Source organism: Alcaligenes sp. RM2, assembly GCF_052931795.1.
Map to the genome: position 1 here is coordinate 644,860 of NZ_JBRFIO010000002.1, position 15,684 is coordinate 660,543.

Below are 15,684 nucleotides of genomic sequence, written 5' to 3' on the forward strand. Positions count from 1 at the left end.
AAATGTGAAGCAACATTTTCCTTTGTAGCGCAAATACGTCAAAATAGTGGCCTTGTTAAGTAATCTTGAGCGTGACCCTGCGATCAGCATCGTGCCGTTCGCTCCACTCTGACGACGTGACACAATTGTTTAATCATCTGAGTTTGTTGACGACGAAACCGGCCCAGGCCGATTTCGCTTTTGTCGAAACCGATTTTGCGCTGCGCATCGAAGCTCATGCGCCGGGTGTTTTTCGTTTCCGCTGTATGCCGGCTACCCGGCTCGATAATGAAAAGCTCAGTACCCGTGCCAAAGCTTTGGGCGATATGCTGCTGGCCCGCCATGAGGCGGTCAGCGAATTTCAACTGGAAGCAGCCGATTCGGGCTGGCGGATTGAGCAGGGCGAGCTTGCCCTGCACATTCAGGCCAATCCGTGGCGCTTTGAAGTCCGGCGTGGCGAGCAACTGCTCTTGAGCAGTGGCGATCAGCCATTGATGCTCGAGCAGGAGCCCAATAGTTGCTGGCAGCTGGTTCTGGCCCTGGCCGAGGAAGACGCCCTGTATGGTTTGGGCGAAACCCTGGGCGAACTGGACCGCCGCGAGGAAACGGTTGATACCGATCGTCCGGACGACCGCAGCCTGCCTTTGCTCTGGAGCACCCAAGGCTGGGGTTTATACATCAATACCTTCGAGCGGGTTGAACATGATCTGGGTCAGCAAGACCTGGATGCGTACCGCGCTCGTGTACACGCTGCCGAACTGGATTTCTTCCTGTTCCTGGGTGATCCCAGCGAAATCATCAATCAGTACTCGGCCTTGACGGGTCGTGCCGGTCAGCCCGGTGTCACGCCTATGGGCTTGTGGCTGGATGGCGCTCAGGCGCAGGATGTAACGTCCTTGCGTGAGCTGGCCAATCAGTGCCGCGAGCGGGGTATTGCGCTGGATGTGGCCGTCTTGCCGCCACCGGAGCCTTACGATTTTCAGCAGGACAAGCCTACGCTGGAGTGGGATGCCGCCCGCATGGCTGACCCTCGCGACGCTTTCTCTGCCTTGCAGAATGATCAGTTGCAGCTGGCCGCCTGGACTCGTCCTTGCGTACTGGCGGGCACCAGCTTGTTCGAAGAGTGGGAAGATCGCGGTTGGTTGCTTATCAATGATGACGACGGCTGCGCCTATGTCTTCCCTGGCGATGAGCTAAGCGGTGGACGCGACTACGGTTTGCTGGACCTGACCCACAAAGACGTGTTCCGCATGTGGACCGAGCGCCAGCGTCAGATGGTCGACGATGGTCTGGGTGCCGTGCTGTGCAATGCCCGCTTTGATATTCCGGATGCCATCACCAGCCGTGGTGGCGAGTCGGGCGCCCTGTTGCGTGCGATTTACCCTGTGCTGGCACGTCAGGCCCTGTTTGATGCTGTTGCCGGTCACAAGACACCGCAAGAAGGCGTGGTTGCCAGCCGTGACTTGAGCCCATCTTCCCAGCGCTTTGCCTGGCAGTTGGGCCCGCAGGTGGAAAACACCTGGGCAGGTCTGACGCAATCCCTGAAGTCGGCCCTGGCTACGGGTAATAGCGGCGTGCCTATTCAGATTCATGGCTGGGGCAATGCATCAGCATCGACTAGCGAAATGACGCCAGAACTGTATCTGCGTTGGTTGGCCATGTCGGTTTTCTCGGCAAACTTCAGTCTGCAAGGTATTCCTGCCTTGCGTCCTGATGCGTTTGACGAAGAAACCCAGGCTCAGGTTGCTCATTGGCTGGAGTGGCGTTTCCGTCTGGTGCCTTATGTATTGGGCATTATTGAAGACGCCGTGCGTACAGGCTTGCCGGTACAGCGCTCCATGGCTCAAAGCTTCCCGGCAGATGCCCAGGCTCGCTTGTGGGATACCCAGTATTTGTTGGGTCCTGCCTTGCTGGTGGCTCCTGTCTTGCAGCCTGGTCAGGATGTTGAGGTCTATCTGCCTGAGGGCGATGCCTGGTGGGATCTGAGCACAGGCTGGCGCTATGAAGGCGGCACCATCCTGAAAATGACTGTGGGTCTGGATCGCTTGCCGGTCTTTGGACGCGAAGGCCATATGCTGTGTCTGGGACCGGTGGTCAAGCATACATCCGAGTTCAACTCGGCTCGTTTGCTGGATGAGGTCTGGATGTTTGGCATGCCCGAGCACAGCCCGGTTGTGATGCGCAACAAGATTCGCGTCATGCAGATGCAGGGTTCCAGCTACATCAAGGGTCTGGAAGGATTGAAGATCCTGCCGTCCGAAGGGCTGGAGGTCAAACGCCGTGGTGCCGAGGTCCGTATTTCTCGTGCCCGTTAAGCGCTAGACGAACCTGATCGTCTTTGAATGCCTCCCGGCATTGGGGTCTGACCTCAGTCTCGGGAGGCATTTTCTATTTTCAGCAGTAAATACTCCTGGATAGATGTTCCGATTTTGTTTCTGAAACAGGGAAAAGGGCAGGGGCGGGGCCTTGGCAAGACGCTGTTTTCAGTTTTTTTAAAGAAAAACGCCTTTTTCCCAATTATTTTGCATTTAGTGCTTGACGGTTCCTTCGAATCAGGCCATAATTTCATCTTTCAGTCGGGGGTCGTTAGCTCAGTCGGTAGAGCAGCGGACTTTTAATCCGTTGGTCGCGCGTTCGAGTCGCGCACGACCCACCACTAAACTGAAACGTAGAAACAAGGCCGCTCTTAGCGGCCTTTTTCTTTGGGCGCTTGCCTTGCACAGCCAAGGTCACATCCGCGCATTGGCCGGTCGGAAATCTTGCTATACAGTGCAGCCCTCAGTATGGTTTCAATATTTCCTTGGGTTATATCTATCTGGTCATAGTCAAATTTGCTTTATGGTAAATTTCGCTTACAGCTCAGGCTTTTATAACTCGACTGACTAACTAGGCTGAGTTCATCTTGATTCGTCTTGAACACATCTCAAAAACCTATTCCCTGGCAGGCAAGACCGTTCATGCTTTGAACGACGTTTCCTTGCAGATTCACCAAGGAGAGGTCTTCGGTATTATTGGTCGCTCGGGTGCTGGGAAAAGTACGCTGATCCGCATGCTCAATCTGCTTGAGCAACCCAGTTCAGGTCAGGTCTGGGTACAGGATCAGGACATCACACGCTTTTCGGGTGCGCAGTTGCGCGCGTTCCGACAGGGCGTGGGTATGGTGTTCCAGCATTTCAATCTGCTCCATTCCCGCACGGTTCTGGATAATGTCTGTTTTCCTCTGCGCCTGGCAGGGGTGGATCGCGCCCAACGTCACGCTCGCGCTCTGGAAGTGCTGGAGCTGGTGGGCTTGAAGGACCATGCCAATAAGTATCCCCGTCAGTTGTCGGGCGGACAACAGCAGCGCGTCGGTATTGCCCGTGCCCTGGCTAATCGGCCGCAGCTTTTGCTGTGCGACGAAGCGACCTCGGCACTGGATCCAGAAACCACCCAGTCGATCTTGCGTTTGCTGCGTGAGATCAATCAGGAATTGGGGCTGACGATTGTCCTGATTACGCACGGCATGGACGTGATTCGCTCTGTCTGTGATCGGGTTGCCGTGATTGATGCCGGCAAGATCGTGGAGTGTGGTGAAGTGCTGGATGTGTTCCTGCACCCGCATCATCCCACTACGCAGTCCTTGCTCAGTGAAAGCGGCGTGAACGCTGACGACTGGCATGCCTTGGCAGAAGGTGTGCCCGGTAGTGTCATGCGCTTGAGCGTGCGCGGTGTGGCGACAACGGAGCCTTTGATCAGCCGCATTACCAGCCAGCTGGGGCTGAATGTCAGCATCTTGCAGGGGGCCATTGGCCGCATCAAGACCGAGCCTTACGGACAACTGGTCGTGGCCGTGGAAGGCGATGTGCAGGCTAAAGCAGGGCTGGATGCCTTGCTGACTGAATTGAATGTCCAATTTGAGGTATTGCGACCATGAACTTTAGCAACCTGGATTGGGCGCTGATTGGTGAAGCCACGATTGATACCTTGTTGATGACGGGTATTTCGCTGGGCTTTACCGCAATTATTGGTTTGCCATTAGGCGTGCTGCTGTTTCTGACCAGCCGCAAGCAGATGCTGGACAATGCCTGGATCTACCAGAGCTTGTCCCTGATCGTGAATATCTTGCGGTCCGTGCCGTTCCTGATTCTCCTGATCGTCATTATTCCTTTGACGCGCATTCTGGCCGGTACGTCGTTGGGCGTGCAGGGCGCTATTCCACCCTTGGTCCTGAGCGCCGCGCCGTTTTTTGCCCGTTTGGTGGAAAACGTCCTGCGTGAACTGGACCCCGGTGTGAATGAGGCCTGCCGTGCCATGGGAGCGAACTCCCGTCAGACCGTCTTGCTGGCTTTGCTGCCTGAGGCGACGACTGGCATAGTGGCGGCCCTGATTGTGACCGCCATTGCCCTGGTGGGGTATTCGGCCATGTCCGGTGTGATCGGCGGCGGTGGCCTGGGTGACCTGGCCTTGCGCTTTGGTTATCAACGATATCAAACGGATGTCATGGTGGTGACCGTGACTATCCTGGTGGTGCTGGTGCAACTCCTGCAGGTGTTTGGAGACGCCATGGTGGCTCGCTTGAGCCGAAAATAAGTCCTGGCAGCTATCGTCATAGTCTTGCCTTTCTGAAACTGGAGTCGCTCATGTCTTTGAAGAAATTTGTTCCCGTTCTGGCCTTGTCCGTGTCGGCTCTGCTGGCCAGTGTGGCCCAAGCTGCCGAGACCCTGTCGGTTGCTGCTACCCCCGTGCCGCATGCCGAGCTGCTGGAGTTTGTGAAGCCTGCTTTGGCCAAGGAAGGTGTGAACCTGGATATCAAGGTGTTCACCGATTATGTGCAGCCCAACCAGCAAGTGGCTGACGGCCATATCGATGCCAACTTCTTCCAGCACAAACCTTACCTGGATACGTTCAACAAAGAACACAAAACCGATCTGGTGTCGGTGGCTGTGGTTCACGTTGAGCCCTTCGGTGCTTACTCCACCAAGATCAAGAGCCTGGATGAGCTGAAAGAAGGCGCGCTGGTGGCGATCCCTAACGATCCTTCCAACGGTGCCCGTGCCTTGCTGCTGCTGCAAAAAGCCGGTGTTCTGACTCTGAAAGATCCCTCCAACATTCTGGCAACCTCGCGTGATGTGGACCAGAACCCCAAGAAGCTGAAGTTCAAGGAGCTGGAAGCCGCTACCTTGCCTCGCGTTCTGGCTGATGTGGATATCGCCCTGATCAACACCAACTACGCGCTGGAAGCCGGTCTGAACCCCACCAAGGATGCTTTGGCTATCGAAGGTGCAGACTCCCCTTACGCCAACTTGATCGCTGTAGCTGCCAAGTCCAAGGATGACCCACGCGTGGCCAAGCTGATCCAGGCTCTGCATAGCGAAGACGTGAAGAAATTCATCGCTGACAAGTACAAAGGTTCTATTGTTCCTGCGTTCTGAATTTGAGTGTTGATACGACTCGCTGTATGAAAAAACCTCGGGATTTCCCGAGGTTTTTCTTTTTTTAAAACTATTAAATACAAACAGTTGTGCTGCTTCGGGTAGGATAGATCAACGCTGGGGCAGGTCATGAGCCTGCGCTGACTTGGGTAAAACATCGAACTGGCTGGTTTTTGGTCAGTCCCTACAGAGGAGTAACGGATGTTCAATAAGAAAATGAAAACCCTGATGGCCGGTTTGGCCTTGGCTTTGGCTTTGCCCGCTGGGCAGGCTCTGGCACAACAAGGCAAAGAGCTGGTGGTCGCAACCGATACGGCGTTTGTGCCTTTTGAGTTCAAGCAAAACGGTAAATACACCGGTTTTGACATCGACCTGTGGGATGCGGTCGCCAAGAAGGCCAATCTGAATTACCGCTTCCAGCCCATGGACTTCAACGGCATTATTCCGGGCCTGCAAACTCGCAATCTGGATGCTGCGCTGGCCGGGATCACCATTCGTGATGACCGCAAGCAAGTGATCGATTTCTCCGATCCTTACTACGAAAGCGGTCTGGCCATTCTGGTCAACACCGATAACTCGGCCATCAAGACTGCCTCCGATCTGGAAGGCAAGACTGTGGCGGTGAAGATCGGCACCGCCACGGTGGACTTCATGCAGCGCTCGGTTCCTACTGCCAAGCTCAAGCTGTTCCCCAATATCGACAATGCCTTCCTGGAGCTGGCAACTGGCCGTGTGGACGCGGTGGTGCACGATACGCCTAACGTGCAGTACTACGCCCAGACTGGCGGCAAAGATCGTGTGAAGGTCACTGGTGCCGTGAAAAGTGGTGACTTCTACGGTATTGCCTTTCCCAAGGACAGCGAACTGGTTCCGGTCGTGAACCAGGCTTTGAAAGATATTCGTGCTGATGGCACCTACGACAAAATCTACCAGAAATGGTTTGGTAAACAGCCTGAATAAACAGGCGTAAAGCCAAGCGCATGCCAAGCGGTGATCGCGTGTCGTAACGGGATCACCGCTTTTATTTTTTGACGCTCTGTTGTGGGCGTTTATTCAAAGACAAAGGTAGCACTGTGACTTTTGAATGGGACGCTATCTGGGGGGCTTTACCCAGCCTGCTGGAAGGTACAAAAATGACGCTGCTCATTACCCTTTTGGGGTTGGTGGGTGGCGCTATATTGGGTTTTCTGACCGGGGTGATTACCACCTATATTCGGGTACCGGTCACCTGGCGCCGAGCCGCCTTGTTCGTGTTGGGCGTGTTTGCACTGGGCTTTGCGCTCAAGGGCCTGTCCTGGCTGATGAGCAATTGGCTGAGCTTTGTGCCAGCCTGGATCTGGAGCTCCATACAGGCGCTGATCGCTCTGTCGCTATTGGGCTTTTTCAGACGCTATCTGTTGTATGTGCTCTCTTTCCTGTGCCAGCTTTACGTGCTGTTCATACGCGGCACGCCTATCGTGGTGCAGGTGATGTTCATCTACTTCGCACTGCCCATGCTGGCCAGTATCCGAATTGACGGGCTGACCGCGGCGATCTTTACCTTGATGATCAACTCCGGGGCCTATATTTCCGAGATTGTGCGTGGTGCCTTGCAATCTGTGCCCAAGGGCCTGAAAGAGGCCGGAGAGGCCATGGGCCTGCCATTTCACAAGATCTTGCGCCACATTATTGGACCGGTGGCGTTTCGCCGCATGATTCCCGCCATGGGTAACCAGTGCATCATCAGCTTGAAGGATTCTTCGCTATTTATTGTGATTGGGGTTGCTGAGCTGACTCGTCAGGGCCAGGAAATTATTGCGAACAACTTCCGTTCGGTGGAGATTTGGGGAGCGGTGGCGGTGATCTACCTGATCCTGACCAGCCTGATTGCCCTGACTCTGAAGTTTATTGAACATCGCATGAGGATTGTATGAGTATTGTCGAGTTCAAGAAGGTAACCAAGCGCTTTGGCGACAATATCGTGCTCGACGATATCAGTCTGAATATTGATAAAGGCGAAGTGGTTGTGGTGGTTGGCCCGTCCGGATCGGGGAAATCCACCTTCCTGCGCTGCATCAACAAGCTGGAAGACATTCAGGCTGGCGATATCGTGGTCAATGGTTTGAGCGTCAATGGCACGCCCGCTCAGGTGCGCGACTTGCGCCGGGAAGCAGGGATGGTGTTCCAGCAGTTCAATCTGTTTCCGCAGATGAGCGCGTTGGAAAACGTCATGTTCGGGCCCATCCATACGCGTGGAACCAGCCGCTCTCAGGCACGCGAGGAAGCGACGGAGTTGCTGGCCAAGGTCGGCCTGGCCGAGCGTATGAATCATTATCCTAACGAGCTGTCCGGTGGCCAGCAGCAGCGGGTCGCCATTGCTCGTGCCCTGGCGATCAAACCCAAGCTGATGCTGTTTGATGAGCCTACCTCCGCACTGGACCCGGAACTGCGTCAGGAAGTGCTCAAGGTCATGCAGTTGCTGGCGGAAGAGGGCATGACCATGGTGGTGGTGACACACGAGATGGATTTTGCGCGTCGTGTGGGTAGCCGTCTGATCTTTATTGATCAGGGCAGGGTGGCGCACGATGGTCCACCTGCGGAGTTGCTGAGCAATCCACCTAGCCAACGTTTGAAAGACTTTTTGCAGCACGTGGCTTAAGAGTCTGGCTGGATCGTCGGCTATAAAAAAGCCCTTCAGGATTTTGGCGATGAAGCCAAGGGCCTGAAGGGCTTTCTTGTGACTACCAGCCTGTGCGTGACAGGCTCGTGCTTATCGGGAAGGCGTCACGTAGATGGTGCGCGTGGCAACGACGCGGTTCGCACCATCCGGCTTGATGCGGATCGTGACCTGACGGGGCGTAAAGCCGGCTGGCAGTTCTACAGAGCCATTGATGTAGGCATAACGGCCGACGCTGACAGGCTGGCTGGGCAGGTCCACATTGCCGCTGCGACCATTGCTGTAGCGGCCAGCAGCAACCAACTCCATGGTGCCGGTGAATTCGGCGTCCTTGCCCTTGTCCTGCATCAGCAGCACAAAGTGGTTCAGTTGGCCGTCCGTAACCGAGAACTCGGCAGCGCGAATGCCCGGGGAGGTGCCGCGTGGGTCAGGAGGCATGGCATCGGCAAATAGCGCGATATCCTTTTCCAGCTTGGTGACCATGGCTTGCAGATCGCTGGTCTGTTTGCCCAGCTTGTCTTCCTTCTGGCTGACATCTTCAAGTTCGCGACTGGTCTGGTTCAACTGAGCCTGCAGGCGTTGCTTGTCAGCGTTGGCGCTGTTGAGGTCATAGTGCAGTTGTTCCGACTGCTCCACGGTCAGGCGCGTAGGGCCATAACTTTTTTGCAAGAACAGCAGGCCACCAGCACCTAGGGTAATACCTGTCAAAAGCAGGACAAACCAGCGTGGAATACGGCGTTTTCGACGGCTGGAGCCGTAGGCGGTGGGTTTGAATACGGTGCGTTTGGAGGAACCAAGCATGAGAACAGACGTTCCTGTCAGACAAGGGACTCAAAGCAAATCAAGTCCCGATTACAAAACCCATTAGCATAGACGTCATTGGGGCTATGGAGGCGGGATGGCTGGCTTTGTTGCCCTTTGTTGTGCTTGGAAACGTCTGCCAGCTAGCCTGGAAAATATCAGTTTACTGTGAGGGTGCTAACGATTCCAAGTGTTGGTTTAACTGGGCTAATCGTTCGGGGGTACCGACATCCATCCAGAAACCTTCATGCAGACTGCCCAGCACCTGCCGGCGCTCGATGGCGGCATGCAGCAGGGGGGCGGCTTTGGCAGGCTGATCTTTGGGCAGATGGGCAAAGAGTTCGGGTTTGTAGACCCCTATGCCGCTCAAGGTGGCGCTGCGGGCACCCCCAAGGGTTTTGGCGCATAGGTGCAATTGTCCTTCTTGCATGCCAAAGTCGCCTTCGGGGTGGTGGGGCGGGTTGGGGGTCAGGATCAACCAGGCCTGCTCCGGGCCAGCTTGCAAACGTTCGGCCATGGCAAAGGCTTGGGCAGGATCCCAATCGGACCAGATATCGCCATTCATTAACAGGAAAGGCTGGTCCTGGAAAAAATCCAGTGCCTTGGCAATGCCACCGGCCGTTTCCAGGGCAGATGATTCAGGCGAGTAGCCCAGGCGCAGGCCCCATTGGCTGCCATCACCCAGAGTGGATTCAATCTGCTCACCCAGCCAGGCGTGGTTGATGATGACTTCTCGAAAGCCGGCTTTGGCCAGCGCGCGCAAGTGCCAGACGATGAGAGGCCGACCACCTGCCGGAATCAGGGGTTTGGGGCAGGTGTCGGTCAAGGGGCGCATGCGCTCGCCTCGACCGGCCGCCAGAATCATGGCGCGCATCAGACCGTCATGCCCAAAACAGTTTGGCGACCTTCCAGGCGGTTCAGCAGGCGCAGCAAACCGTTAAAGCACTCGTAGCGGCTGGCCACCTGATGTACATAGCCCAGCAGGCGGGGCATATGGTCCAGATAATGATGTTTGCCGTCACGCAGAGAGAGGCGGGCAAACACACCCAGAATGCGCAGATTGCGTTGCAGGCCCATCCATTCGTATTGCTGGTGGAACACGGCAAAGTCGGCAGGCACATCCAGGCCGGCTTCCATGGCGGCTTGCCAGTAGCGAATTGCCCAGTCCAGTTGCTGCTCTTCCGTCCAGGTAACACGCGCGTCCATCACCAGGGAGGCAATGTCATAGGTGATGGGGCCAGCCAGGGCGTCCTGGTAGTCGATAACACCGGGCTCGCTTTGGCCGGGCAGGGGCATCATCAAATTAGGGCTGTGGAAATCCCGGTGCACGAGTACAGTAGCGCTTTGCACATTGGCCTGAACCAGCTCGGCAAAGGTTTTGCGCAACATCTCCTGATCTTTTTCGCTTAGTTCAAACTGGCGATGTTTTTGGATGTACCACTCGGGGAACACCTGTAGTTCTTCCAGCAAACGCTGTTCGTTGTAGGGAGGCAAACCCGTGGTGTCGGCTTGTTGCAATTTCACCAAGGTCAACAGCGTACTGCGGTACAGTTTGTCCAGCTCGCTTTGCGGCATGGGGGTTTTCAGTGCGGTCTGGAAATTGTCCTGACCCAGATCGCTGAGCAGCAAAAAGCCTTGTTCAGTGTCTGCTGCCAGGATTTCGGGCACGTGGATGCCCGTCGGTGCCAGCAGTTCGGTAACGTGCACAAAGGGCTTGCAGTCTTCCGTGGCCGGAGGCGCATCCATCAGAACGACGGTTCGGTCCAGGGCTTGCAGGCGAAAGTAACGACGAAAGCTGGCGTCGCTGGAGGCCGCTTGCAGGCTGTCCAGATCCAGTCCAAACCGGGACTTCAGGGTGTTCAGCCAGGTAATTGCTTGCTGCAAACGAGGGTCGGTAGCGGCAGAAATAGAAGCAGACATAAATAAGGGGAAGCAGAAGATCGTAACGGATTAGTGTTTAGCAGTGCCGCTAAACGGCAGGCTTAACTATAATACCGGGTCGCCAGGGTTTTTCGTCTCTGGTGGAACAAATGCAGGACATAAATGCAGGACACAACTGGAGGCGCAGTCTTAGTGCGAGTTGCGGCGTGGTATATCGTGTTGATGATGACAGGCATGGGGGTCGCCCAGGCTCAGTCGTCCGTGCGTCCGTCTTTAAAGACGTCCCCCGGTTTGCAAGTGCGCAAGCTCCAGGAAGAGGATATGGCTGTCTATCTGATAGGCGACCAGATGAAAACACTGGAAGATGGCACCTTGCGTCTGGAAGGCGGTGCTCAGGTCCGGCGCATTGATTCTGTCGTCAAAGGCGACCGGATCGACTATCAGGAAAAAACCGGCCAGGTGGAAGTACGCGGCAACGGCCTGATCATGCGTGATGGGGCCCTGGTGCGCAGCCCGGAGTTTGATTACAACCTGGACGCGGATACAGGGCGCATGTCGTCCCCGGAGTTCTGGCTGGGGGCCACCGGCGGTAGCGGTACCGCGACGCAGGCTGATATTCTCAGTTCCAACCATATGCGGCTATCCGATGTGAATTACTCGGGTTGTCCATGTCCTGAGCCTGCCTGGTATATCCAGTCGCCCAAGGTTGATCTGTATTCCAAGGAAAACGAAGGGGTGGCGCGTAATGGCGTCTTGTACTTCAAGGGTATGCCCCTGTTGTATTCTCCCTACCTGACCTTTCCGCTCCGTAAAGAGCGCAAGTCCGGTTTCCTTTTGCCTACTTACGGCATGACGACGCGGGGTGGCATAGACCTGAGCGTGCCGTATTACCTGAATCTGGCCCCTAATTACGATGCCACCCTGACGCCCCGCTTCATGGCTAAACGCGGCGCCATGTTGGGGGGGGAGTTCCGTTATCTGGGTGACAGCTTCTCCGGAGAGTTGACCGGTAACTATCTGCCTGATGACAAGGAGCTGGGTTATAAACGCTGGTTGTTCATGGGGCAATATCGCCAGAGCCTGCCTGCCAGTTTCTATTTGAATGCGGATATCCGCCGTGTCTCGGATGATGATTATTTCCGTGACTTCAGCAGTTTTGGATTGAACGATTCCACCATTCAGGATCTGGCCAGCACGGTGACTCTGGGTTGGGGTGGTTCCAAGTATTTCCGCTCTCACGTCAGTGCGACGCGGTATCAGACCCTGCAGGATTCTTCTACTGGATATCGTCAGCCACAGTACGACAAATTGCCTGAGTGGTATTTGGGTGCATCCCGTTATAACTGGGGTGGCTTTGATGTAGTCAGCGATAACTACGCAACCCGTTTCCGTTTGCCGTTTTACAGTGGCAATCTAAGCGAATTTGACAGCATGCGCAGTACCCGTCTGGCTCCAGATGGTACGCGTTTCTCGTCCTACACAACGGTGGCTTATCCTGTCATTCGCCCAGGCTGGTACATTACGCCCAAAGCGGGCCTGCACATGAGCCAGTACCAGACAGACTGGTATGTGGGTGATCCTAATATGGCGCGTTTCGCGGACCGGGCCCGTACGCAAAGTCGTGTTTTGCCTATCCTGTCCCTGGATACCGGCATGACCTTCGAGCGTGACACCACCTTGTTTGGCAACGACTCCATTCAAACCCTGGAGCCGCGTGTTTACTATCTGTACGTGCCTTATCGCGACCAATCCTCGCTGCCCTTGTACGACACCAGTCTGGCCAGTTTCAACTTTGCCCAGGCTTTCAGTGAAAACATTTTCTCCGGTGGTTGGGACCGTATCTCCAATGCAAACCAGGTCACCGTCGGCCTGACGTCCCGCTGGCTGGATGCTGACACGGGCTATGAGCGTCTGGTTCTGCAGGCTGCTCAGCGCTTGTATTTTGATAAGCAAACCGTAACACTGGGCGCTGAAAAAGCGCGTACCAGCACCCGCTCAGACTATCTGGTCGGTGCCAGTGCGGCTTTGACCAATACGTTCTCGGTCAACTTCGATGCGCAGTTCAATCCAGACGAAAAACGCCGCAACCGTCTGGCCTCCGGTATTCGTTGGCGTCCTAAACGCCTGGCAACACTGGGTGTGAACTATCGTTATGAGCGTGACCCCCGTCAAGTCGTTGACCCCAACTTCACGCCGACTGATGAAGATCATCGTGGCAAGGAATACGTCTCCATGACGGGCCAATGGCCGTTGAGCAACAAGGTGTACGCTGTGGGACGTTACGATTATTCCATCCAGGAAAGCCGTGGCACGCAAACGGTGCTGGGGCTGGAGTATAAAGGCGACTGTTGTTGGGCGGCTCGTGTGGTGATGCAACGCTATGCGGTTTCGGCCAGGGAAACCAATAAGGCCCTGTTCTTCCAGCTGGAGCTATCCGGTTTGGGCGGAATTGGCAACGACCCTATCAAAATGCTGCGTGACCGTGTGATTGGCTATGAACCCGTCACCAATCCCGTACAGGAAAAAATGATTCATGAGAGGTATGAATAATATGCGTTTCAGCTTGAAAAACCGTACCCTGTCATTGGCTTTGATGGCCGTCATGGGGCTGGGCACGGCTCAAATGGCTCAGGCGCAGTCCAAGCCCGCTGCAGCCAAGGCGGCACCCGCTGCTCCCTCCCAGTTTGTGGATGGCATTGCTGCCGTGGTCAATGACGAGGTGATTACCCTGCGTCAGGTTGATCTGGAAGCCGCACAGGTGCTGGAACAGTTAAAGCAGCAGAAAATTCCTGCTCCTGATCATGACATCTTGCGCAAACAGGTTTTGCAACGGCTGATCAATGAGCGCCTGGAGCAGCAGGAAGCTCGCGCCATGGGGATTTCAGTCGGTCCACAGCAAGTGGATGAAGGTGTGCGCATGATTGCTTCGCGCAACAATATGACCGAAGCCCAGTTGCGAGCTGAGATTGAAAAGAATGGCATTAGCTGGGAGCAGTACCGTGCCAATCTGAAGCAGGAAATCCTGCTGGATCAGTTGCGCATGCGTGCGGTCGACAGCAGCATCAATATTACGGACGCCGACATTGATATTTACCTGCGCTCTCAAGGTGGCGCAGGTTTGGGCAATTTGGGGCAATCGGCGGCACAGGCGCAAAATGCACCTGTCAGTCTGGCGCAGATCCTGGTGCGAGTGCCGGAAGGCGCGAACTCCAGCGAAGAAGCGCGTTTGCGGACCAAAGCAGAGGGCCTGCTGGCCCAGGTTCGTTCCGGCGCAGACTTTGCCGGTTTGGCTGCCTCCAACTCGGATGGTCAAGAGGCCCTGAGCGGTGGTGCGTTGGGAACTCGTTCCTTGTCCGACTGGCCTGACTTATTTGCACAAGCTGTCCATAACCTGGCCCCCGGCCAGGTTTCCGACCTGATTCGCAGTGGTCAAGGTTTCCATATTCTGAAGGTGCTGGAGCGAGGCGGTGCTGCGCCTGGCAATACTTCGCCTGTGCCCAGTGCGGCATCGGCGCAGTCCGGTCCCATGATGGTGACCCAGACTCATGCTCGCCATATTCTGGTCAAGCTGTCCAAGGTTATGACTTCCGAGCAGGCTCGTCAGCGTATTGAGCAACTGCAAGTGCGTTTGCGCAATGGCGAGTCCTTCCAGGATCTGGCCAAGCGGTACTCGGAAGACAGCAGCGCACCACAAGGTGGTGATTTGGGTTGGCTCTCGCCTGGTGAGACAGTGCCTCCGTTTGAGCAAGCCATGAACAAGCTGCAACCCGGTAACGATACCGCCGTGGTGGAGTCCCAGTTTGGCTGGCACCTGATCCAGGTGATCGAGCGCCGTACCCGCAATATGGAAGGTGAGTACAAGCGCATGCAGGCCCGTCAGGCTCTGTTCCAGCAGCGTGCCGAGCCTGCCTTTGAAGATTGGCTGAACAGCCTGCGTGGCCGCGCTTACATTGATAACCGTTTGGACCCCGAGTCCAGCACCCGCCGTCGCTAAGGATAAGTATGGCCCAGCATCAGGCGCGCAAGCGCTTTGGACAGAACTTTCTGGAAGATGAGGCCATCATCGACCAGATCATCCGTGCGATTGGCCCTCGGCCTGTCGATAATATGGTGGAAATTGGTCCGGGCCTCTCGGCCCTGACCCGACCGCTGACGCAGGCGCTGGAGCGTTTGCGTGTGGTCGAGATTGACCGTGATCTGGCTGCCCGTCTGCGTAATCACTATTCGCCCAGCAAGCTGGAAATCTTTGAGGCTGATGCCTTGAGTGTGGACTTCGGTGCTTTAGGCCCGAATCTGCGTATTGTGGGTAATCTGCCGTACAACATCTCCAGCCCCTTGCTCTTTCATTTGCTGGACTATGCCGATGCCGTGGTGGATCAGCACTTCATGCTGCAACGCGAAGTGATTGATCGCATGGTCGCCAAACCCGGCTCTTCAGACTACAGCCGCCTGTCGGTGATGTTGCAGTCGCGCTATCGCATGGTGAAGTTGTTTGAAGTGCCGCCCGAGGCATTCAACCCGCCACCGCGTGTTGTGTCGGCAGTCGTGCGTATGGTGCCCCTGGCGGCAGATCGTCCCCAGGCGCGTGACGCGCGTGTGTTCAGCCAGGTTGTGGCGCGGGCCTTCTCGCAAAAACGCAAGATGTTGCGCGGTGGTCTGGGTGACTGGACGGCTCATATCGACTGGGAGGCGCTGGAAATTGCACCTACCAGCCGACCGGCTGATTTGTCCCTGGAACAGTACATTGCCCTGGCCGATCACCTGATGGATAAGGGCGTTATCCAAGCCGTCTGATAGACAAAACTCCATAATGAACGACACCCCAAAACAGGATATAGATTCCGTTTTGGGGTGTTTTTTTATGAGGGACACCGTTGAGGCCATACGGAATGATCGGCCATTCCTGGCTGAGTCTGCAGTGGCAGAGTTTCCTGTCCTCATGCAGAGCCCTGGCTT

The 15,684-nt window shown here is 55.7% G+C and carries 13 protein-coding genes and 1 tRNA gene; 11 read left to right on the forward strand and 3 right to left on the reverse strand.

The features are described 5' to 3' along the window. Positions 1–125: 125 nt before the first annotated feature. The 8 genes from ACU6HM_RS09750 (at position 126) to glnQ (ending at position 8,028) form a co-directional block, all read left to right on the forward strand. Complete coding sequence (locus ACU6HM_RS09750; protein WP_446763723.1) at positions 126–2,294, forward strand: glycoside hydrolase family 31 protein; 2,169 nt, start codon at positions 126–128, stop codon at positions 2,292–2,294. 265 nt (positions 2,295–2,559) lie between these two features. Beyond that, positions 2,560–2,635, forward strand: a tRNA-Lys gene (locus tag ACU6HM_RS09755). Positions 2,636–2,881: 246 nt separating this feature from the next. Beyond that, a complete protein-coding gene (locus ACU6HM_RS09760) occupies positions 2,882–3,892 on the forward strand; it encodes a methionine ABC transporter ATP-binding protein (RefSeq protein WP_446763724.1) in 1,011 nt (336 codons plus the stop codon). Further along, on the forward strand, positions 3,889–4,548 hold the full coding sequence (locus ACU6HM_RS09765) for a methionine ABC transporter permease (RefSeq protein ID WP_022983463.1): 660 nt from the start codon (positions 3,889–3,891) through the stop codon (positions 4,546–4,548). Before ACU6HM_RS09760 ends, ACU6HM_RS09765 begins: the two co-directional genes overlap by 4 nt. A 50-nt stretch (positions 4,549–4,598) precedes the next feature. After that, on the forward strand, positions 4,599–5,390 hold the full coding sequence (locus ACU6HM_RS09770; RefSeq protein WP_009455007.1) for a MetQ/NlpA family ABC transporter substrate-binding protein: 792 nt from the start codon (positions 4,599–4,601) through the stop codon (positions 5,388–5,390). 228 nt (positions 5,391–5,618) lie between these two features. Continuing rightward, positions 5,619–6,350, forward strand: a complete 732-nt coding sequence (gene glnH / locus ACU6HM_RS09775) for a glutamine ABC transporter substrate-binding protein GlnH (protein ID WP_373568170.1) — start codon at positions 5,619–5,621, stop codon at positions 6,348–6,350. Between the two features lie 173 nt (positions 6,351–6,523). Continuing rightward, positions 6,524–7,303, forward strand: coding sequence for an ABC transporter permease subunit (locus ACU6HM_RS09780; RefSeq protein ID WP_022983464.1), 780 nt, complete (start codon positions 6,524–6,526; stop codon positions 7,301–7,303). Beyond that, positions 7,300–8,028 carry a glutamine ABC transporter ATP-binding protein GlnQ gene (glnQ, locus tag ACU6HM_RS09785; RefSeq protein WP_009454997.1) on the forward strand — a complete coding sequence of 243 codons (729 nt, stop codon included), beginning with the start codon at positions 7,300–7,302 and terminating at the stop codon, positions 8,026–8,028. The genes ACU6HM_RS09780 and glnQ overlap by 4 nt, the downstream gene beginning before the upstream one ends. Positions 8,029–8,139: 111 nt before the next feature. On the opposite strand, the gene ACU6HM_RS09790 is transcribed toward glnQ, so the two are convergent. The 3 genes from ACU6HM_RS09790 to ACU6HM_RS09800 form a co-directional block, all read right to left on the reverse strand. Beyond that, complete coding sequence (locus ACU6HM_RS09790) at positions 8,140–8,847, reverse strand: hypothetical protein (protein ID WP_250756767.1); 708 nt, start codon at positions 8,845–8,847, stop codon at positions 8,140–8,142. Positions 8,848–9,010: 163 nt separating this feature from the next. Beyond that, positions 9,011–9,721, reverse strand: a complete 711-nt coding sequence (gene murU, locus ACU6HM_RS09795) for an N-acetylmuramate alpha-1-phosphate uridylyltransferase MurU (RefSeq protein WP_250756768.1) — start codon at positions 9,719–9,721, stop codon at positions 9,011–9,013. Continuing rightward, positions 9,721–10,767: an aminoglycoside phosphotransferase family protein gene (locus tag ACU6HM_RS09800; RefSeq protein WP_250756769.1), complete on the reverse strand. Its 1,047-nt coding sequence runs from the start codon at positions 10,765–10,767 to the stop codon at positions 9,721–9,723. Before ACU6HM_RS09800 ends, murU begins: the two co-directional genes overlap by 1 nt. 123 nt (positions 10,768–10,890) lie before the next feature. On the opposite strand from ACU6HM_RS09800, the gene ACU6HM_RS09805 reads away from it, so the two are divergent. Genes ACU6HM_RS09805 through rsmA form a run of 3 tightly spaced genes read left to right on the forward strand, consistent with a single transcriptional unit; the run spans position 10,891 to position 15,522 of the window. Continuing rightward, the gene (locus ACU6HM_RS09805; protein ID WP_446763725.1) at positions 10,891–13,278 is read left to right on the forward strand and encodes an LPS-assembly protein LptD; all 2,388 of its coding nucleotides are present in this window, start codon (positions 10,891–10,893) and stop codon (positions 13,276–13,278) included. Beyond that, positions 13,271–14,722 (forward strand): peptidylprolyl isomerase, encoded by a 1,452-nt coding sequence (locus ACU6HM_RS09810; RefSeq protein ID WP_446763835.1) that lies wholly within the window; start codon positions 13,271–13,273, stop codon positions 14,720–14,722. The genes ACU6HM_RS09805 and ACU6HM_RS09810 overlap by 8 nt, the downstream gene beginning before the upstream one ends. Before the next feature lie 8 nt (positions 14,723–14,730). Beyond that, positions 14,731–15,522: a 16S rRNA (adenine(1518)-N(6)/adenine(1519)-N(6))-dimethyltransferase RsmA gene (gene rsmA / locus ACU6HM_RS09815; protein WP_446763726.1), complete on the forward strand. Its 792-nt coding sequence runs from the start codon at positions 14,731–14,733 to the stop codon at positions 15,520–15,522. Positions 15,523–15,684 lie beyond the last annotated feature (162 nt).